The sequence below is a fragment of the Streptomyces sp. NPDC041129 genome, assembly GCF_055592265.1.
In genome coordinates, this window is record NZ_JBVIYV010000015.1 from 44,334 (window position 1) to 62,975 (window position 18,642).

General features: G+C 69.7%; 17 protein-coding genes and 1 tRNA gene. 11 read left to right on the top strand and 7 right to left on the bottom strand.

Annotated features, from left to right (window positions below):
* Nucleotides 1-10: 10 nt before the first annotated feature.
* On the bottom strand, nt 11-706 hold the full coding sequence (locus ACZ6B1_RS33275) for a helix-turn-helix domain-containing protein (RefSeq protein WP_468784496.1): 696 nt from the start codon (nt 704-706) through the stop codon (nt 11-13).
* 263 nt (nt 707-969) lie between these two features.
* Here ACZ6B1_RS33275 and ACZ6B1_RS33280 point away from each other — a divergent pair, with 263 nt between their 5' ends.
* Nucleotides 970-1,632, top strand: a complete 663-nt coding sequence (locus tag ACZ6B1_RS33280) for an alpha/beta fold hydrolase (protein WP_468784497.1) — start codon at nt 970-972, stop codon at nt 1,630-1,632.
* Nucleotides 1,633-1,898: 266 nt separating this feature from the next.
* Here ACZ6B1_RS33280 and ACZ6B1_RS33285 read toward each other — a convergent pair whose 3' ends face one another.
* Together ACZ6B1_RS33285 and ACZ6B1_RS33290 are read right to left on the bottom strand one after the other, a co-directional pair.
* Nucleotides 1,899-2,273, bottom strand: a complete 375-nt coding sequence (locus ACZ6B1_RS33285) for a VOC family protein (RefSeq protein WP_468784498.1) — start codon at nt 2,271-2,273, stop codon at nt 1,899-1,901.
* Nucleotides 2,274-2,630: 357 nt separating this feature from the next.
* Nucleotides 2,631-3,407, bottom strand: coding sequence for a GNAT family N-acetyltransferase (locus ACZ6B1_RS33290; RefSeq protein WP_468784499.1), 777 nt, complete (start codon nt 3,405-3,407; stop codon nt 2,631-2,633).
* 291 nt (nt 3,408-3,698) lie between these two features.
* Between ACZ6B1_RS33290 and ACZ6B1_RS33295 the strand changes: the two genes are divergently transcribed.
* The 5 genes from ACZ6B1_RS33295 to ACZ6B1_RS33315 all read left to right on the top strand — a co-directional run bounded on the left by ACZ6B1_RS33295 (nt 3,699) and on the right by ACZ6B1_RS33315 (nt 10,079).
* Nucleotides 3,699-4,217, top strand: coding sequence for a GNAT family N-acetyltransferase (locus tag ACZ6B1_RS33295; RefSeq protein WP_468784500.1), 519 nt, complete (start codon nt 3,699-3,701; stop codon nt 4,215-4,217).
* Between the two features lie 243 nt (nt 4,218-4,460).
* Nucleotides 4,461-5,207 carry a dienelactone hydrolase family protein gene (locus tag ACZ6B1_RS33300; protein WP_468784501.1) on the top strand — a complete coding sequence of 249 codons (747 nt, stop codon included), beginning with the start codon at nt 4,461-4,463 and terminating at the stop codon, nt 5,205-5,207.
* Between the two features lie 214 nt (nt 5,208-5,421).
* A complete protein-coding gene (locus tag ACZ6B1_RS33305; RefSeq protein WP_014677112.1) occupies nt 5,422-5,625 on the top strand; it encodes a cold-shock protein in 204 nt (67 codons plus the stop codon).
* A 48-nt stretch (nt 5,626-5,673) separates the two neighbouring features.
* A tRNA-Met gene (locus ACZ6B1_RS33310) sits at nt 5,674-5,744 on the top strand.
* 747 nt (nt 5,745-6,491) lie between these two features.
* Nucleotides 6,492-10,079, top strand: a complete 3,588-nt coding sequence (locus ACZ6B1_RS33315; RefSeq protein ID WP_468784502.1) for a family 78 glycoside hydrolase catalytic domain — start codon at nt 6,492-6,494, stop codon at nt 10,077-10,079.
* 244 nt (nt 10,080-10,323) lie between these two features.
* Here ACZ6B1_RS33315 and ACZ6B1_RS33320 read toward each other — a convergent pair whose 3' ends face one another.
* Both ACZ6B1_RS33320 and ACZ6B1_RS33325 read right to left on the bottom strand, forming a co-directional pair.
* Nucleotides 10,324-10,701: a toxin Doc gene (locus ACZ6B1_RS33320; protein WP_468784503.1), complete on the bottom strand. Its 378-nt coding sequence runs from the start codon at nt 10,699-10,701 to the stop codon at nt 10,324-10,326.
* The gene (locus tag ACZ6B1_RS33325; protein ID WP_468784504.1) at nt 10,701-10,937 is read right to left on the bottom strand and encodes a hypothetical protein; all 237 of its coding nucleotides are present in this window, start codon (nt 10,935-10,937) and stop codon (nt 10,701-10,703) included. Before ACZ6B1_RS33325 ends, ACZ6B1_RS33320 begins: the two co-directional genes overlap by 1 nt.
* Before the next feature lie 495 nt (nt 10,938-11,432).
* Between ACZ6B1_RS33325 and ACZ6B1_RS33330 the strand changes: the two genes are divergently transcribed.
* From ACZ6B1_RS33330 to ACZ6B1_RS33350, 5 genes are all read left to right on the top strand, one after another.
* Entirely contained in the window at nt 11,433-12,572 is a 1,140-nt protein-coding gene (locus tag ACZ6B1_RS33330; RefSeq protein WP_468784548.1) for a PP2C family protein-serine/threonine phosphatase, read from the top strand.
* Nucleotides 12,573-13,167: 595 nt separating this feature from the next.
* On the top strand, nt 13,168-13,443 hold the full coding sequence (locus ACZ6B1_RS33335; protein WP_468784505.1) for a hypothetical protein: 276 nt from the start codon (nt 13,168-13,170) through the stop codon (nt 13,441-13,443).
* Between the two features lie 140 nt (nt 13,444-13,583).
* A complete protein-coding gene (locus tag ACZ6B1_RS33340) occupies nt 13,584-13,790 on the top strand; it encodes a hypothetical protein (protein ID WP_468784506.1) in 207 nt (68 codons plus the stop codon).
* Nucleotides 13,791-14,344: 554 nt separating this feature from the next.
* Nucleotides 14,345-15,817 carry a sialidase family protein gene (locus tag ACZ6B1_RS33345; protein ID WP_468784507.1) on the top strand — a complete coding sequence of 491 codons (1,473 nt, stop codon included), beginning with the start codon at nt 14,345-14,347 and terminating at the stop codon, nt 15,815-15,817.
* A gap of 280 nt (nt 15,818-16,097) precedes the next feature.
* Nucleotides 16,098-16,916, top strand: coding sequence for a class I SAM-dependent methyltransferase (locus tag ACZ6B1_RS33350; RefSeq protein ID WP_468784549.1), 819 nt, complete (start codon nt 16,098-16,100; stop codon nt 16,914-16,916).
* Between the two features lie 253 nt (nt 16,917-17,169).
* Here ACZ6B1_RS33350 and ACZ6B1_RS33355 read toward each other — a convergent pair whose 3' ends face one another.
* Both ACZ6B1_RS33355 and ACZ6B1_RS33360 read right to left on the bottom strand, forming a co-directional pair.
* Complete coding sequence (locus ACZ6B1_RS33355) at nt 17,170-17,421, bottom strand: DUF4291 family protein (RefSeq protein ID WP_468784508.1); 252 nt, start codon at nt 17,419-17,421, stop codon at nt 17,170-17,172.
* A 16-nt stretch (nt 17,422-17,437) separates the two neighbouring features.
* Complete coding sequence (locus ACZ6B1_RS33360) at nt 17,438-18,436, bottom strand: ArsR/SmtB family transcription factor (RefSeq protein ID WP_468784509.1); 999 nt, start codon at nt 18,434-18,436, stop codon at nt 17,438-17,440.
* Nucleotides 18,437-18,642: the final 206 nt, after the last annotated feature.

The following is an 18,642-nucleotide window of genomic DNA, read 5'->3' on the forward strand; positions in this document are numbered from 1 at the left end:
ATGCCGTGAGTCAAAGACCTGAGCCACGAACGGCGTTCTGGCGGCTGGCTCGGTAGCGGCCGGGGGTGGTGCCGATGACGTTGGTGAACGCGGCGATGAAGTTGCTGGGGTTGGCCCATCCGCAGGCGAAGGCGGTCTGGGTGGTGTCGTGGCCCTCGGCGAGGAGTACGAGCGCGTGGTAAATGCGTAGCTGGGTGCGCCACTCATGGAAAGTCATGCCGAGTTCGTCGCGCAGCAGCCGGCTGAGGGTGCGAGAGCTGGCTCCTGTCCTCTTCCCGAGTTCGGTCAGCGAGGCGTTGTCTGCCGGCCTCTCGGACAGCATCCGCGCGATGGACCGCAACCGGTCGTCCCGTGGCTCCGGCAGGTGCAGCGGCTGCTCCTGCGTTTCCCTGAGTTCATCAACGAGGACCCTGAGGAGTCGGGAGCGGGCGGTGCGGCTGTAGGACGGTGCGGCACGGTCGTGATCGTGCGGCCCGGTCAGGGCGAGCAGGACCTCACGCGCGAGGCCGGAGGCCAGGAACACCGCGGGACGGTCCGGTATGCGCCGAGCCAGGGACGGCGCAAGAAAGACGATCCGCATATCGGTGTCGCCGTGGGCGCGGTGCCGATGGGTGTATCCGGCGGGGGTCCAGGCGATCCGGTTGGCGGGCACGATCGACGTGCCGCGGTCGGTATGCACTGCCAGGACGCCGGTGGCCGCGTACACCAGGTGTCCACGTGAGTGCGACTGCACTGCGCTTGCTCCGCCGGACGCCCAGAGATGCCGTCCGGCGGACGGCCACACAACTGACGTTACGGCGGTGCTTGTACGCGGTTGGCGGCTGTCGGGCATCAGGTGGCAGCTTATCGGTGGTCAGCCGTGCCTCGACGTGATGATCTGAAGTGGTTGTGAGCCGCAGACAGCGCCCCGTAGAACCGGACCTCGCCGGCGGCGCCCCTCGACGCAGCGGCTGAAGAGAGGAGAAGCCCATGGCGACGTTGGTCCTCGTACCCGGCGGCTGGCACGGCTCATGGTCGTTCGACGCGGTGGTTCCGCTGCTGGAGCGTGTGGGTCACACCGTCCACGCCCTGACCCTGACCGGTTTGCGGCCCGACGACGACACCGCCACGGTCGCGGCCGCCAACCTGGACACCCATGCCGACGACGTATTACGCCTCCTCGATCGCACGGGTATCGCCAACGCGACGCTGGTCGGCCACAGCTACGGCGGGATGGTGATCTCCGCCGCTGCCGACCGTGCCCGCGGCCGGGTCTCACGACTTGTGTATCTCGACGCCTACGTGCCGCGCGACGGCGAGTCGTGCTGGATGTTGACCACCGAGCGCTACCGGCAAGCGTTCGTCACCGGCGTTGCGAGCACCGGCTACGCCGTGCTTCCGCCTGTCGGTGGCGATCCCCGCCGCCGTCCCCATCCACTCGCCTCGTTCATGCAAACGATCCGGCTTACCGGCGCCGTCGACCATGTGCCCCGACGCGAGTTCATCTACTGCTCGGGATGGGAAGACCGCACCCCCTTCACTGAACTCCGCACCCGGCTCCAAGCGGATCCGGACTGGCAAGTGCACGACCTCCCAACCGGCCACAATGCAATGCGTGAGGCCCCGGTTGCCGTCGCCGAACTACTGACGTAAGCACCGGAATGACGCACCGCAACAGCCCGTTGACCCCAGAAGGACGCAAACGGCTCGTGGAACGCAGCCGCAGCCGCCGCCGCAGCGCTCGATCGCGCACGGCGCGGCGGGAGGCGACCGATGTCATAGACCTGATGAAGGTCCTCGAGGTGAGTCCGAAGGCCGCCTGCTCGAGCCGCCGCGAGGGAAAGTGGGCCGCCCAGCGGACGAAGACGGCCGGCCTGGCCGGGCGCCATGTGTGGGTGCCCGGCCAGGGACGCTCTCGGTTACAGGTACGGGCGGGTGATCAGCTCAATCGCGTGACCGGCAGGGTCCTTGAAGTACACCCCGCGGCCACCGTGCTCATGGTTGATCTCACCGGGACGTCGCATCTGCGGATCGGCCCAGTGTTCGATGCCGCTGTCGCACAGTCGCCGGTACGCCCGGTCGAACAGCTCGTCGTCGATCAGAAGCGCGTAGTGCTGCATCTGGATGTCCACCGGCGGCTCGGCGAACTGAAGCAGTACGCCGTCACTGAGCTGGATGTTGATGAACGGGCCCCAGGACGGTGCTTCCGGCAGTTCCAGCAGCTCCCGGAAGAACCGAGCCGACTCGTGGCGGTCCCTGGCGGCGATGATGGTGTGGTTGAACGTGACTGTCATTCGGCTGACCTCGTTGTTGCTCGGCATGAAGAAGGGACTCACGGTGCACGAGCGTCGGGAGGTCCGCGTGCCGAACCGAGGGGGTGTCCTGTTGGCCCCCCTCGTACGATCAGCTCTCCACCGGATAGCCGATCTGTGTGTGGCTTGGCGCCGGTCCGGTGTTCACGGTTGGTGACTCTACGAGATCCGGCTGTTTGCCACAACGCGGGGGCGGCCGGCGGCCAGCCTTTCAACGTCGCCTACGGGTAGGGCGAATGGGAAGGTTTCGAGGCTTGGACCGGGCAGCCGCTGAAGCTCACGGCCCGGTCACCCGGGTGGACTTGCATTGCTGGGGCGAGACCCCCCTGCGGAGTCGTCCTATGCGCCGAGGTCCTTGTGGAAGACCGTGGAGCTGTGCCGGACCGTCATGCCGACTCGTAGGTAGAGGTCGAGCGCGCCGGTGTCCGAGTGGGTCCACAGGGTGCAGGAGCGCAGGCCGGTGTGGTGGAAGGCACGGAAGGCGTGGCGCAGCAAGAGTCGGGCGATGCCGCGGCCGCGGTGGTCGTGTCGTACGGCGACCTGTTCGAGGTGGCCCTCGTTCGTGCCCGGTAGGTCCAGCGCCAGGGCGGCGCCCACCAGATGATCGCCCGCGAAAGCCAGGGCCGAGCGCTGAGGTGCGAACGTGGGCCGCTCGACGGTGTGGGCGGCCCACTCCTCGTACGCCTGCCGCCGCTCCTGCCACTCGTCGAACGCGTCCTGGATGAGCACGTGCGTGGCGGACCCGTCGCCGGTGCGGAAGGGCCGGACCGTGATGCCCGCCGAGGGCTCGGGCACCGCGGGCTCGGCCGACATGGTGAACTCCAGCAGCCAGGCCGTCACCAGCGGCTCGTACCCATGCGCGCACAGCAACTCCACGGCGGCTGTGTCCGCGTCCGGCACGGTCTGCACGACCCGGGCGGTGCCGGCCTGCCGAGCCCGCGCCAGCGTCCAGTCAAGAAGCGCGGCGCCCAGACCCCGGCCCCGGTGCTCCGGATGCACATCCACCTCGGAACGCCGGTCCACCCAGGCGCGGGCGACGAGGCGACCGGCCGGATCGATCACGAGGACGGTGTCCGACTCCGGCACCAGGTCCGGCCGCGCGACATCGGCGGCCACGGCCCCGATGTCGCTCTGACCCCGTCCGTAGACCTCTCGTTCGCAGTCCGTGACAAGAGCGTGAATCGCTGGGATGTCGCCAGTGGTCGAGGCCCGCGAACGGTAGCCGACCGGGAGGGAAGGGACGAGGGAGGACACGGGCGGAGGCTAGCCGTGGGCCGAATTTCCTCGCAAGAGGGCGGACGCTGGCGGATACGGCGCTCGGTTACAACGGCCCGGGGCCTTACCCTTCGCCGGTTTGTGCTGCGGTCGGCCAGGGGCCGCGGCGTTCCACCTGGGTAAGGTTGAGGAGTGCCCGAGCTGAAGCGGCTGCATGCCGACCATGCTGCGGCGGTCTTGGCCTTCGAGTTGGCGAATCGCGCCTATTTCGCTGCCTCGGTCTCCGATCGCGGCGACGACTTCTTCGCCCAGTTCACCGACGGATACAACGCCTTGCTGGCTGAGCAGGATGCAGGCCTCTGTGCCTTCTACGTGCTCGTCACCGAGGACGGCTCGGTACTCGGCAGGTTCAACCTGGTCGACATCGAGGACCACACTGCGAAACTCGGCTACCGGGTCGCGCAGCACGTCGCCGGCCGTGGCGTGGCGACCGCGACCGTCCTGGAACTGTGCCAACTGGCGGCCGCCCAGGACGGGCTGCGCACACTGAGAGCGGCCACGGCCCGCCAGAATGTCGCGTCCCAAAAGGTACTGACCAAAGCCGGATTCGTGCCCGTCGGCCCCGCCGACCCGGCCCATCTCGGCGGTAAGCCGGGCACCTGGTATCAGCGAGACCTGGTGCTCCAGCCCCGTAGCCCTCGAGCAAGATGAGGGCGCACCTTGGCGGGTAACCAGCGTTCAAGGGAGCTCACCATGCCAGCCGGCCACGGAGCCGCCGCAAAAATTCGTTGGCGGGCCATGGCGGCCGTTGCTAGCCTCCCGGAGGCCGTGCGAGAGAGCGAGGAGGTGGTACCCGTGAACGCAGTATCGACATGGGTGCTCCCCTCCGGGGTCACGGTCGGGCGATAGGTCGTCCGGGAGCGCCGTTCAAGCGCACTCCCGAAAGGCACGACCGTGCACTTCACTTCTGAACAGCGCCTCGACGACGGCGTCCTGGAACGCGAATTCACCCTCGGCGACATCCCTGGCATCCTGTGGACGCCCGCATCCGCGTCCGCACCGGTGCCGCTGATCCTGCTCGGCCACCCTCCGCTCGGACTGCGCAAGATGTACCCCCGGCTGGCGGAGCGGGCCCGGCACGCCGCGGCGGACGGCTTCGCCGCGGCCACCATCGAGCTTCCTGGGAGCGGCGACCGGCCCCGCTGGGCCGCCGCCGAGCAGGCCCGCGCCGACCTGCGCCGGGCTTTGGAGGCCGGCGAGCCGGTCGGTGACGAGATCATCGACGCCCTCATCCTCCCTCTCGTCGAAAAGTCGGTCCCTGAATGGCAGGCCGCTCTGGACGCCCTCCTGTCGCTGCCCGATATCGGCGGCCCGGTCGGGTACTCAGGGGGAGTGATCTCGGTCGGCATCCGGCTGGCGGTGGTCGAGCCGCGCATCTCGGCCGCCGTTCTCTTCGCCGGCAGTCTCCTGCCCGCCGCCATGATCGAGGAGGCCCGCCGGGTCACCATTCCGCTGCACGTCCTGCTGCAGTGGGACGACGAAGGGAACGACCGGCAGGCGTCCCTAAACCTGTTCGACACCTTCGGCTCCAAGGAGAAGACACTGCACGCCAACATGGGCGGCCACACCGGCGTCCCGCAGTTCGCTGGAGACGCCGCGGCCCAGTTCTTCGCCAGGCATCTGCGCCAGCCGCAGGCATGACCAGGCAGCCCATGCCCGGCCGCTGGACGTCCGTGGCCTCACCCTCGCTCGGCGGCCCTACGGGGCCGCCGAAACCGGACCGCATAGAACTCGTGGACAGATGATCGAATGACGGAGCCCTGGTCGGGGTAGAACGGACGCCGGGAGTCTTCCCACAGTGGAAGACCCCGCTACCCACCCCGGCCGGAACCCCGGCGAGATCGAAGGACGCAGTATGGCCAGCGGCACCGTGAAGTGGTTCAACTCCGAGAAGGGCTTCGGTTTCATCGCCCAGGACGGCGGCGGACCGGACGTCTTCGCTCACTACTCCAACATCTCCGGCAACGGGTACCGCGAGCTGGTCGAGGGCGAGACGGTCACGTTCGACGTCACGCAGGGGCAGAAGGGCCCCCAGGCCGAGAACATCGTCCGCGGCTGACGTCCCCGCCGGCCTCTGGAGCTGTGTGCGGAGTGGCCCCGCCGACGCGGGGTGGAGCAGCTCGGTAGCTCGCTGGGCTCATAACCCAGAGGTCGCAGGTTCAAATCCTGTTCCCACCAGGACGGAGAAGGCCCGGTCATCCGGGCCTTTTTCCATGCAGTGATGGCGCACCGCCGCGACCTCGGCTTCTCGTCGCCGTGATTGAAGCGATGACGGGCAGCGCATCGCTCGGGAACAGCAACGCCGCCTCTTCGTGCATGGGCCGGCCATCCAGACCGCGCGGCGTCTCGGGATATCGTCCGGTCTCCCGACCTGGCCTCGTGCGCCTCCGGCGCTCCGCCGCCTCCCTCGTCGAGCCGTCCCGGGGCGGACGGCATCGGTACACGACAGGACGGTCTGTGGGCGCGCTGCCCGCGAATTCACTGGCGGGTTTCGGCCGGTACGCCGGGGAGGGCGCCGTCCGGAACGGCGGTACGCCTCTCTTGACGCCGCTCGCCAACTCTCATAAGTTGCGACCGCATTAACGATTTGAAACGTTTCAAATGGCTCAAGCAGCCCAAGCAGCTCCTTGGGCGACCGCGTGCCCGCTCCACCCGAACCTCTGCTCCGCCAAGCCTGTCCCCGGACCCACGGCCCCCGCCCGCGTCCGCCGCTCAGCCGAGTCGTCTTGCTTCGCCCACCCCGTGTGAAGGAGAACTCCGTTGGACAGCCAGAACACTCCCCCCACTCCCGACTCACCCACCCCCCACTGCCAACCGCCGGTCAGCCGAAGGCACTTCCTCGGCACGGCCTCAGCGGTGACCGCGGGGGTACTCGCCGCAGGCGCCCTTGGCGCGTTCCCGGCCCGTGCCCAGGCGGGTGCGCGCATGCCGCAGGCGGAGCCCGTCGGGCTGTCCCCGGCCCACTGGATCTGGTATCCGGAAGGGGACCCGCGCACCGACGCCCCCGCCGGACACCGGTACTTCCGTACGAAATTCACCGTCGCCGAGGGCGAGGTGACCGACGCGCAGCTCGTCGTCACAGGTGACGACACCGTCGACGTGTGGTTGAACGGAAAGCCTCTCGCCGGTTCCCCCAGAGTCGCCGACTCCTGGCGCAAGGCCCTGTATGTGGACCTGCGGCCCGCTCTGACACCGGGTGTCAACACCATCGCACTGGCGAGCCGGAACCAGGGCGGCCCCGCGGGTGTCATCGGGCGGGTGCGCATCCTGACCTCCGGTGGCACGACCGATGTCGTCACCGGCAGCGGCTGGTCGGCGGGCAAGGACGCGCCCGAGGGATGGGAGCAGCCCGGCTTCGGCGACGGAAGTTGGCCCACCGCCCAGGATCTCGGCGCCTACGGAACTGCTCCCTGGAACACCGGGGTGGCCGCTCCCGACCTCACGGCGCCGTCACCGCTCAGCGTGGTCGCCTTTACCGTGGAGCACCGCACCAGCCCGTTGGGGATCGACGCAGCGCATCCGCGGTTCGGCTGGAAGCTCGACTCGACGGCACCGCAGCAGCGGCAGGCCGCCTACCAGATCCAGGTCTCGTCGCGGGCCAACGGCGCCGGCCCCCTGTGGGACAGCGGCCGTGTCCCGTCCGACCGGCAGATCGACGTCGCCTACGCCGGCCGTCCCCTGGCAAGCCTTGCACGCTACTTCTGGCGCGTGCGCGTCTGGGATGCCCAGGGCCGGGCGGGAGAGTGGAGCAAGCCGCAGTGGTTCGAGACCGGGCTGCTGGCGCCGGCCGACGAGTGGCGCGCCGCGTTCATCGGCGGGCCGTCGGGCCCGGACCTGTCGGGGGCTGCCTGGATCTGGTACGCCGAGGGCGATCCCGCGGCAGGCGTTCCCGCCGGAACCCGTTACTTCCGGCGCACCTTCGGCCTGACGGGTGCGCCGACCCGAGCGAGCCTGGTCGTCACCGGGGACGACACCGCGGACGTCTGGATCAACGGAACCCTGGTGAGTACGTCGCCCCGGGTGACCGACTCCTGGAAGAGCGCCGCCCTGGTCGATGTGACCACCCACCTCACCGGCGGCGACAACACGATCGCGATCGCCTGCCGGAACTCCAGTCAGTCCCCGGCGGGACTCGTCGCCAAGCTGACGGTGACCGGCGGCCCGACCGTCGTCACCGACGCGTCGTGGAAGTCGTACCAGGACGCGCCGTCGGGCTGGCAGGCCGCCGCGTACGACGACGGCGCGTGGCCGGCGGCGCGCGTGGTCACCTCGTACGGCAGCGGCCCCTGGGGATCCAGCGTGCGGGTCGCGCGGCCCGCACCGCTGCTGCGCAAGAGATTCACCGTGGGCAAGCCGGTGGGTTCCGCCCGGCTCCTGACCACCGCCCTGGGGCTCCATGAGACCCGGCTCAACGGTGTGAAGGTCGGCGACGACGTGCTGGCTCCCGGCTGGACCGACTACACCAAGCGCCTGCAGTACAAGGTCTTCGACGTCACCGAAGAGATCCGGCAAGGAGCGAACGCGCTCGGTGCATGGCTGGGCAACGGCTGGTACTCCGGCAGCCTGGGCTTCGCCGGCACCCAGCGGTACGGCACACAGCCCTGGTACGCCGCGCAGTTGCTCATCTCCTTCACCGACGGAACCACCCAACTGGTGACGACGGACGGCAGTTGGAAGATCGGCACGGGAGCGATCAGGACGGACGACCTCTACCACGGCGAGACCTATGACGCGCGTCTGCACATCGACGGCTGGGACGGCCCAGACTTCGACGACGGCGGCTGGGCCGCCGCGGCCGTCCGCGACGGGACCGCACCCCATCTGGTCGCCCAGGTCGACAACGGGGTCACCGTCCAGCAGGAGTTCCATCCCGTGACGCACACGCAGCCGCAACCCGGGGTGTGGATCTTCGACATGGGGCAGAACTTCACCGGCTGGAACCGCATCGCGCTCAGCGGCGACGCGGGTACCACCATCACCGTCCGGCACGGCGAGGTCCTCAACCCCGACGGCACCCTCTACACCACCAACCTGCGCGCCGCCCAGGCCACCGACCGGTTCACCCTCGCCGGCACGGGGCACACCGAGACGTACGAGCCCCGCTTCACCGTCCATGGCTACCGTTACGTCGAACTCAGCGGCGTCCCAGCCGACTTCAAACCCGGCAACGACACCGTCATCGGTCGCGCGGTGTGGACGGATGCCGCGCAGCCGGGCACGTTCACCACCTCGGACACGCTGATCAACCAGCTCCAGCACAACATCGTGTGGGGCGAGCGCAGCAACATGCTCTCGATCCCGACCGACTGCCCCCAGCGGGACGAGCGGCTGGGCTGGACCGGCGACATCGCGGCCTTCTGCGCGACGTCCACCTTCAACCTGGACACCCACACCTTCCTCGCCAAGTTCGCCGACGACCTGACGGACGCCCAGCAGTCCAACGGTGCCTTCACCGACGTCGCGCCTGCCGTGATCAGCGGTTCCGGCACGGCCGGCTGGGGAGACGCGGGCACGATCATCCCGTACACGCTGTGGCAGCGTTTCGGCGACGTCGCCGTCGTCGACCGGCACTTCGCGGCGATGGCGAGCTGGGTCGACTATCTGCGCAGTACCGCCGGGAGCGATCTGATACGCAATCAGCAGACCTTCGGCGACTGGCTCAACGTCAACGACAACACGGCGCAGGACCTCATCTGCACGGCGTACTTCGCCTGGTCGGCCCGCCTGGTCTCGCGCATGGCGGCGGCCACCGGGCGCACTTCCGAGGCCACGTCCTACGGGCGGCTGGCCGACCAGGTGGCAGCGGCCTTCGTCGCACGCTTCGTCACGGACGACGGCACCCTCCGCGGCAACACCCAGACCGGTTACGTGCTGGCCCTGGCCTTCGAGTTGCTGCCCTCGTCCCTGGTACGGCCGGCCGCGGACAAGCTGGCCGCCAAGGTCGCGGCGACGAACGGGCACCTCAGCGTCGGCTTCCTGGGCGTCGAGAACCTGCTGCCCGTACTGGCGAACCACGGGCACGTCGACACCGCGTACCAGATCCTGCTGCAGCGCGGCTTCCCCGGCTGGGGCTACATGATCGACCATGGGGCCACGACGATATGGGAGCGCTGGGACGGCATCCGGACCGACGGTTCGTTCAACGACCCGGGGATGAACTCGTTCAACCACTACGGTCTCGGCTCGGTCGGCGACTTCCTCTACCGTCACGTGGCCGGACTCGGTCCCGCCAGTCCCGGCTACGCCTCGCTGCGGATCGCACCGCGCCCCGGCGGCGGCCTGACTTCCGCGCGCAGCACCTACGACACACCGTTCGGCAGCGCGTCGAGCAGTTGGTCGATCTCCAACGGACAGCTGCGACTTCAGGTCACCGTGCCCGTCAACACCTTCGCAGCCGTGACCGTCCCCACCTCACGGCCGGAGTCGGTGGTCGCCCCTGCCCAGGCAGTCCCGGCGGGACCAGCGAGCTACCACCTGCCGGCCGGCAGCTACACGTTCACGGCGGTGAGCTGAGAGTGGCGAGCTGACAAGGGCGGGCAGAGTGAGTGGACGGGCATCGACGCCCGTCCACGCGCCCGCGCGCCGGTCGACCAACGCCCGCCATTGCGCTTCGTGGAGACCGGGATGAGGCGCGACGGCATTGACGACCTTCGCGCCGGGATCGCGGGCCTGCGCGTCACGAACCTTGTCCGGTCCGGTACGTCTTTCAAGTGGCGGCCCGGGCCTGGTCCGAGACCGTCGCCTGGCGCGCTGCGGCTCAGATCCGCCAGGAACGCAGCGCCTCGGCGATGGCGTAGACGCTCAGACGGGTGTCCCGGACCTTGCGGACGAGGTCGGACAGGGCGCCATAGGGCGGATCGATGCCCTCGCCGGACTGATCCATGTACTGAGCGGCAACAAAAGCGGCAAAAAGGCTATTGCGATGAGGGAGCGGATCAAGGCGCGCAATCGTGTGCAGGAGTGCAGCCGCACGCCAAGCGGCATCCGGATCCGACGCCTCAAGCGTCGGCATCTTGGTCTTGTGCCGCGCCACGGCGGCCACCAGCGCCGAGTAGTCCGTAACCGCCACGTCTTCGTGCCCGAGCGCAGCTTCCTGGACATCAAGCAGCCAGGAAACATCGATGTGCAGGACCATCAGGCAGCCGCAAACCCGTCACGCTGGGACGGCGGAATCTCCTCGGGGAACGCCTCGTCGAACTCGCCGCGCAGCCGGTCGGCCCAGGCGGCGGCACCGGCGACGAACCGCTTGCGATGCATCTCGCGAACACCGAGATCATGCAGGTACTGCTTCAGGCTCTTGCCCTCGGCGGCGGCGGCGGCACGGACGCCTTCCATTTCCTCGTCGGAGAAGGACACGTTCAGTGATGGCATTCTCCGATGGTACCTAGTAGGTGCCATGCCCGCCAGGCCGCTCCCGCGACCATTCCAGGGGCATCCTGCTCCACCTCCATGAAGTCCGCCGCCCCGCCGACCAGCGGCGGCACCACATGCCCCGGCCGGACGAGGGCACGGAAGCAGCGTCCGACCACTGACGGGATGCCAACCGGCCAGCGGGTGGCCGCTCGAACCCTGGATTTTGGGGATACGAGGCGTCCGTCCGTGCCCTGCCGGGAGCGCACCAGCACCCGCCCGTCCGCATGCACGGCGAGCTGGGCGCAGCAGCCGTGGCGGCCGCGTTCGCGGCCGAATGCCGGAGCGTGACTGTTCACCGATTGACGCTCACTGTGGCGATCACCAAGCTGGTGGGGGGCTGTGGAAGGGACTGCGGTCGTGAGTGGTGGACAGAGCGGACTCCCCCGATTGCTGACGGCGGCGGAGACAGGGGCTCCGGCGGATGCCGTCGACGTGATCGCGGAGGACCTGCGGATGCGTTTCGAGGCCACGAAGGTCTCTTTCCTCATCGTGGACCTGACGGGGAGGGCGGTGGCGCGGCTGTCCACCGCCCCCGCTGAGGGTCGGCGCGAGGCAGAGCGGATATCCCTGTTCGGCAGCGTCTACGAGGAGGTGATCCGTACCCAGCGTCTGTACCAGGACGCGACCGGCCAGGGGCAGCGGGTGATCGTGCCGGTCACCAACCGGGGGGATGCGATCGGGTTGCTGGAACTGCTCCTGCCGACCGGCCCTGGTGAGGACGTCCTCGATGCGGTTGGGGAAGCCGCCCACATCCTGGCCTACATCGTGATCGCCAACGGTCGCTTCACGGATCTATACACCTGGGGCAAACGCTCCAAGCCCCCCACCCTGGCAGCTGAAATCCAGTACCAGCTGCTGCCCCCGTCGCTGTCGTGCGAGGCTGCACAGTTCACCCTGTCCGGGAACCTGGAGCCCTCTGAGGACCTCAGCGGCGACACCTTCGACTACACCCTGGACCGCGACACCTTGCACGTGTCGGTGACCGATCCCATGGGCCACGACATCGATTCTGCCCTGGCCGCCACGGTCCTCGTGGGCGCCCTGCGTGGTGCCCGCCGGGCGGGCACCGACCTGGCCGAACAGGCCCACAGGGCAGACCAGGCGCTGATCGCACATGGCCACGGTCATGCCACCGGGCAGCTAGTGCGCATCAATCTCCATACCGGGCGGGCCCGGCTCGTCAACGCAGGTCATCCCTGGCCGCTGCGCATGCGCGACGGGACTGTGGAGGCGATCACCTGCGAGGTGGACCATCCCTTCGGCCTGTCTGAACTGACTCCCCACCCGTACCGTGTGCAGGACCTCGACCTGCGGCCCGGTGACCGGCTGCTCATGTTCACCGACGGCATGCTCGAACGTCACGGCGAGCAGGTCGACCTGTCCGCCCTGCTGGAGCGCACCCGGAACCTGCACCCGAGGGAGACCACGCTGGCGCTGACCTCCGCGGTCCGGGACGCCGCCGACGGCCGGCTCGAAGACGATGCCACCGCCGTGTGCCTGGACTGGCACGGCCCCCAGGAGACCCAGCGGCACGTCAGCTCCGGCGCAGACACCCGGCAAGCCTCAGCCGCACGCACGAAGGACCAGCCGTGACCTAGGTGTGCACACCGGGGACTGCCGCGTGGCGGGCAAGCGATCGCGCACGGCCGCCGCGTCGGCGGGGGAGCGGCCGGGGCGCTGCGTGCTCCGGACCGCGCGCTGCGCGCGCTCACGCCCGGGTGGGGCCGCTGCTGCACAGGACGGGCGGGGGAGAGGATGCGACGCTGGATGAGGAGCCCGCGAGTGGAGGTCCGAGTAGGTCTCATCCGGTCCGGGGCCATCTCCTTCGGCCTGGTGACCATGTCCTGGCCGGGGCTCAATGGCGGCAGCGCAGAACCGTGCGGTCGCCGGTCAGTGAGCCCGCAGGCCGGGAGCACCGCTCACCGAGCGTCGTCGGGCGGCGTTACCGCGTGAATCCGGCCGGCCGGGATCGGGATTGTGCGACCGACGCGGAAGGCGGATGCGTCCCGTGCGCGCGTCGACCCTTATCGCCGACGTCCGCACCAGCCCGACCCTCGCCCCCATCGCGGGCGGTGTGACCAACGGGAGGGCGGCGAGTAAGCCTGCCGGGTGGCCCCCAACCGGCAGTCGATGCGAGTCGAGTTCTGTTTACGTCCCGAGCGAACGTCCTGGAGAGCTGGTGGTCCCCATGCGCAGTCCGACCCGTACAGCCGGTGTCCTCACAGCACTGGCCCTCTCCCTCGGCGGTGCGGTCCTCGCCGCCCCCGCGGTCCGGGCGGACATCCCCGCCTGCACGCAGATGGCCGCACAGGCCGGTGCCACCGCCTCCGACTCCGTCACAGCGGCCTGCAGCCGTGGCGTGGTCGGAGACCTGCAGAGTTGTGTGGCCGGGCTGACCGAGGCCGGAGTGGCGGGCGGCGCCGCGAACGGTGCCTGCCGGGCGGCGGCCCACGAACCGCGTTAGAGGACCCGCCTTTCGGCCTCCCCGGACACAGCACGGCCCGGTGGTCTGCCCCGACGCCAGGACATCGACGTCACCCCGCTCCGTCGTTTTGAGACGTGTCCCGGACGCCTGACGAAGGCACTGGGCAGGAGGAGGAAGCCATGCGCATACGAAAGTTCCTGGGCCTCGCCCTCGCCGCGGCGACCCTTGCCGGAATGAGCGCCGTCGGCGCTGTCAGTGCCGAGGCCGCCTCGTCTCCGAACATCAGCAGAGACGACTGCACGGCCGCCGGCGGACAGATCACATCACGCCCCTACGCCGGCGACTACTGCATACTGCCAGACGGGACCACGCAGCCGATCACCTGATCGGTGTGCACGCGCAACCAGTCCGGCCGGTGCGCGCGGCGCGGTACTTACGGGGGTGACGGCGCCCGGCCCACCGTCGGGTGGCGCGCCCACGCCCGTCTCGACGCCGTGGCACCAGCGACAATGGACGCCGACCGCCTCGAAGCCGAAACCGCCACCGCTTGGAGACGGTCCGCGGCGCCATGCCCCGGACGCTGTGAGGCGTCACTGCGCACGACGTGACCACCCTCCGGCGCGGGCGCTGATCGCGCCCCCGTCCGCATCGAGGTGGCCTTCGCGATGCCCTGACCGAACACTCTCCGAGACGGCGCCGTAACAGAACGACCAAGGAGCCGACCGGCACGTTGCACCGCCGGTCGGCTCCGCCCTGCTCTCGACGGCCCCGGGGAGGACTCCGCCGTTCGGCCCATCAAGGGCACCGGCCACACCGCCGAAAAGGATCAAGCGGAGTCGCCCCGCCCCCACCGGTCCAGTCCAGTACACCTCCGCGCCCCCAGGCCGCGTCGATGACGGCGGTCCCGCATTCCGGCCGCCAGGCCCGGAGGAGTACCCGCATGCGCGTCTTCCTGCCCCTGACCGCCGTCGCCACCGCCGCACTCCTGTGCCTCACGGTCACCGGCGCGAAGCCCGCCGCAGCGGACCGGAACCCCGACGGCACACCACTGATCAAGGTGTCCCAGGGTGACCCGTACGCGGACTGCACCATCGGGGCGAGGTCCCCCGACAGCATCGTCTACCCGGGCACCGAGGTCGAACCGAACCTCTCCGTCGATCCGCGCGCCCCCAAGCGCGTGGTCACCGTGTTCCAGCAGGACCGCTGGAGTGACGGCGGCGCCCGTGGGCTGGCAGCCGGCTGGACCACCGACGGCCACACCTTCCACCGGAGCACGCTGCCGTTCAGCCTGTGTGCCCCCGGCGGCGCGGACTTCGAACGGGCCTCCGACCCCTGGGTGAGCACCGGGCCGGACGGTACCGTCTACGCCGGCGGAGAGGGCGTCGACTTCGCGAGGAGCACACGCAGCGCGCTTCTCGCCGCCACGTCCCGCGACGGCGGCCGCACCTGGCAGAACCTCACCACCACACACGTGGACGAGCAGCCGTTCTTCAACGACAAGCCCTCGCTCACCGCCGACCCGGTCCGCGAGGGCACCGCCTACCAGGTCTGGAATCGCCTCGACAACGACCCGCCCGGCCCCAGCTCCCTCGACGGTCCCGGCTACATCTCGCTCACCCGCGACGGCGGCCGCACCTGGAGCAAGGGCCGCCCTTTCGTCGACACCAGCACCGTGCCCAACACCCAGACCATCGGCCATGTGATCGTCGCCGACCGGCGCACCGGCATCCTGTACGACTTCTTCGACCGGATCACCTACTCCGACGACCTGAGCACTGTCATCGAAGCTCACTACGCGATGGTCACGTCGACCGACGCCGGAGAAACCTGGAGCGCCCCGGCGACCGTGGCCCGGGACACCTCCGTACCGGAGGTCGACCCGAACGACCCCACCAAACCGCTGCGCGCCGCGGCCACCCTGCCCAGCCCGGCCGTCGACCCCAGGACCGGCACGTTGTACATGGCCTACGAGGGCTCGGACTTCTCCGGCGGCAGGTTCGACTCCGTCCAGCTCGTGCGCTCCACCGATGGCGGACGCACCTGGGGGACCCCCGACCTGATCAGCCCGAAAGGCGTGCCGGCCTTCTCACCGTCGATCGCGGTCGACGAACGCGGCACGGTCGCGCTCACCTACTACGACCTGCGCTTCCTCAAGCCGGGTGACACCACCACCCTGCCCACCGCCTACCAGCTGGCCACACTGCCGCACGGAGACCCGAGGCGCCGGACCGACCGACGGATCTCGCGGGTCTTCGACTGGCTGCAGGCGCCGTTCGCCGGGGGCTACTTCCTCGGCGACTACCAAGGCCTGGTGGCTGACGGAAAGGGAGTACGGGCGGTGCTCACCGAGACCCACTCCGGCTCACCACTGAACCGGACGGACGTGTACACCGGCAGTCTCCGCACCCGGTGACCGACCCTGACGCTGCCCCGGCTGCCGCCGGGCAATGGCGTTCATGGCGTCCGAGAACGGCGCGGTGGACGTCACCAGATGGCCGTGGCCGACCGTGCGTACCCAGCCTGCTGTCAGCAGGGCCACCTTGTGCGCGGTCCACTTGGGCTCATCTTCGGCTAGTGACCCGTCGTCGAGGGGAGGGCGGCCACGGCAACAAGACAGCCCATCAGGCCAGTTGGAATCGATCATCTAGGCTGGCGCGGTGACTGATGAGCAGGAGCGGGTGCGGCCGTCGGGAGTGTGGGCCACGGCGGTGGGGGTGGCCCGGGTGCGGGCGCTGGAGACCGAGCGGGAGAACGCGCTGTTCCGCGACCCACTGGCACAGGCCTTCGCCACCGCCGGCGGCCTGTGGCCCTCTTCCCCGCCGCTGCCCGATGGTGACGAGACGGCGCGACGCCGCCGCCTGGCCGTGTCGTTCTCCATCGTCATCAGGACGAAGTTCCTCGACGACTTGTTGCAGCAGGCCTCCGCGTCCGGGGTCCGGCAGGTCGTGCTGCTCGGCGCCGGCATGGACAGCCGGGCTTTCCGGATGGACTGGCCCGAGGGGACCCGGCTGTTCGAGGTCGACACCGCCGCGCCACTGGACTTCAAGGCTTCGGTCCTGCGCCAGGAGCGGGCCGTCGCACGCTGCGAGCGGATCACCGTCGCGGTGGATCTGCGTGAGGACTGGCCAGGCGCGCTGGCCGCCGCAGGGCACGACCCGGCGGTGCCGACCGTGTGGATCGCCGAAGGTCTGCTGATCTATCTGCCCGAGGACGCGGTGGAGCTGCTGCTGACACGGATCAGCGCGCAGTCGGCGGCAGGCAGCCGGATGGGGCTGACATTGGGCTCGCGCGGCGCGATCGAGCGCTTCGGCGCGGACGCCGCGCCGGGATCGGCGGCGTCCATGTGGGTCTCGGAGATGCCCGACGACCCGGTGGGCTGGCTGGCCGGGCACGGCTGGGAGGCCGACAGCCACACCCTGCGCGAGCGTGCTGCCGCCTACGGCCGTCCGATCAGCACCCCGCCGCAGCGCGAGGAGCGGCCCGGCGGACTGATCTCGGCGTTCCGCCGGTAGAGCGCCTCCCGGTTCCCCACATGATCGATCCAAGGGGGACCTGACGAGTGGAGCCAGGTTCATGCGCGGCATGCCAGCCGTACGCGCACTGACCGCGTACGACCACTGAAAATCGCCTGGCTGGACGCTGGTGTTCTCGACAGTCCTTCGCCGTGCACGACATGCCGCCGCAGTTGACGAGCCGCTGTTCTCCTCGGTCGAGCACGTGTTGGTGGAATGGGTCGAGATTGCCGGCGCCAGAGGGCAGGTGGGCTCATGGGTGTAGATGAGAAGGGGCGTCTTCGTTGATGGGATAGGGGCGCTCGGTGGGGAGAAGTTGTCGTGCGGTGTCCGGTTGTCCGTTCTGTACATGGGCGTGGATGGTGTGGGCGAGCGATGTGGTGTCGGTGATCGAGACGGTCCACTCATCGGCGTAGAGGTGTGCGGCTTCGCCGGAGAGGCCGAGCTGGAGGGACCGGTGGGTAAGTGGCTGAGTGTGCAGGTCGCGTTCGGGGTCCCATTGCACACGGGCCGGGGCCTGCTTACCGGCCTCGCGCCAGCCGGATTCCGTTGGGCGTTCGGCGGTAGAGCACCGATCGGCCGGATCGGGCGCGGGTGATGAGGCCGGCCCGGTGCAGGACGCCGAGGTGGTATGAGACTGTTGCGGGGCTGAGGAAGTGGCGTGCTGCCAGTTGTGCGGTGGAGGCTGGTTGCGCCAGCGCGGCGAGGAGTGCTGCGCGGGTGGGGCCGAGCAGTTGCGCCGTCTCGGTGGTGGGTACTGCTGGGGTGATGGTGTCGGCGATGGCCTTGTCGCGCACGGGATGGACGAGCATGGGGGGCCTGGCGCCGTCGCGTGTGGGGTCCACGGCCACGGCAGGCTGCGGCGCGACGAGTGATGGTACGACGACCACCAGGGGCACGGGCAGCGCGATCTGGTACCGGCTCTTGACTTGCAGGGTGCCGTCGGCCCATCGGATGCAGGGGTGCAGGGAGTTGAAGAGTCTGGCTGCACCGTGCCGGGCCAGTACGCCGGCGCACCGGTCGACCTCTGCGTCGAGGGCGCTCTTGGCGGCCTCCCAGTGCGGGGCGAAGGCCAGCTCCCAGTAGCGCCGCATCTCGTCCGCGGCCTGCCGGGCCACGTGTGCACCACCCCGCGACATGGCCCGCCGCACTCCTGCCGACAGCTCGGTACCGGCGAGGCCGTTGCGCGGCCGCCCATTGCGGAGCGCTTCCAGTTCGCCCAGGACACGCTCGGGCGGGGTGCACCGAACCCGCTCCAGTTCCTCCTCGACGCTGGGGGAGGGCTGGACGGGATGCGGGCTGAGGAAGTCGGGCACGTACCCGCTTGTGTCCAGGGCCAGTTCGGACAGCAGTGGCAGCTGGGCCCGGCGCAGCACACGCCTGGCGCGGGCGACCCACGGATCGGCATCGGGGGCCGGGCGCTTGCCCCAGGGCAGCAGGGTCGCGACGGCCTCGTGCAACGGTGAGATGGCGAAGCGGGAACGGGCGAGCCCCGCGGCGTCCACGGTGAGCTCGATCAACGAACCTCCCGACCGTCCGGTCCCGTTGGCTTGCGCTGCCGTCCCTTCGAACCTGGTCGAATCATGGCACGGAACGTCGCGGCGGCATGCCTGATTGGCGCAGCCTGGTGGCCCGCGCTTGATCGCCGAAGGAACCGGGGGTCAGGTCGGGCTGGGGGCGGTTGGTGCGGCAGGCCCTGCAGGACATCGTCGGGGAGGTGGATGGA

Bases quoted from the DNA above. Each gene is read 5' to 3' on its own strand.
- ACZ6B1_RS33280 (WP_468784497.1), top strand. From the start codon at position 970: ATGGCGACGTTGGTCCTCGTACCCGGCGGCTGGCACGGCTCATGGTCG.
- ACZ6B1_RS33285 (WP_468784498.1), bottom strand. From the start codon at position 2,273: ATGACAGTCACGTTCAACCACACCATCATCGCCGCCAGGGACCGCCAC.
- ACZ6B1_RS33305 (WP_014677112.1), top strand. From the start codon at position 5,422: ATGGCCAGCGGCACCGTGAAGTGGTTCAACTCCGAGAAGGGCTTCGGT.
- ACZ6B1_RS33315 (WP_468784502.1), top strand. From the start codon at position 6,492: ATGCCGCAGGCGGAGCCCGTCGGGCTGTCCCCGGCCCACTGGATCTGG.
- ACZ6B1_RS33320 (WP_468784503.1), bottom strand. From the start codon at position 10,701: ATGGTCCTGCACATCGATGTTTCCTGGCTGCTTGATGTCCAGGAAGCT.
- ACZ6B1_RS33325 (WP_468784504.1), bottom strand. From the start codon at position 10,937: ATGCCATCACTGAACGTGTCCTTCTCCGACGAGGAAATGGAAGGCGTC.
- ACZ6B1_RS33330 (WP_468784548.1), top strand. From the start codon at position 11,433: ATGCGTTTCGAGGCCACGAAGGTCTCTTTCCTCATCGTGGACCTGACG.
- ACZ6B1_RS33335 (WP_468784505.1), top strand. From the start codon at position 13,168: ATGCGCAGTCCGACCCGTACAGCCGGTGTCCTCACAGCACTGGCCCTC.
- ACZ6B1_RS33340 (WP_468784506.1), top strand. From the start codon at position 13,584: ATGCGCATACGAAAGTTCCTGGGCCTCGCCCTCGCCGCGGCGACCCTT.
- ACZ6B1_RS33345 (WP_468784507.1), top strand. From the start codon at position 14,345: ATGCGCGTCTTCCTGCCCCTGACCGCCGTCGCCACCGCCGCACTCCTG.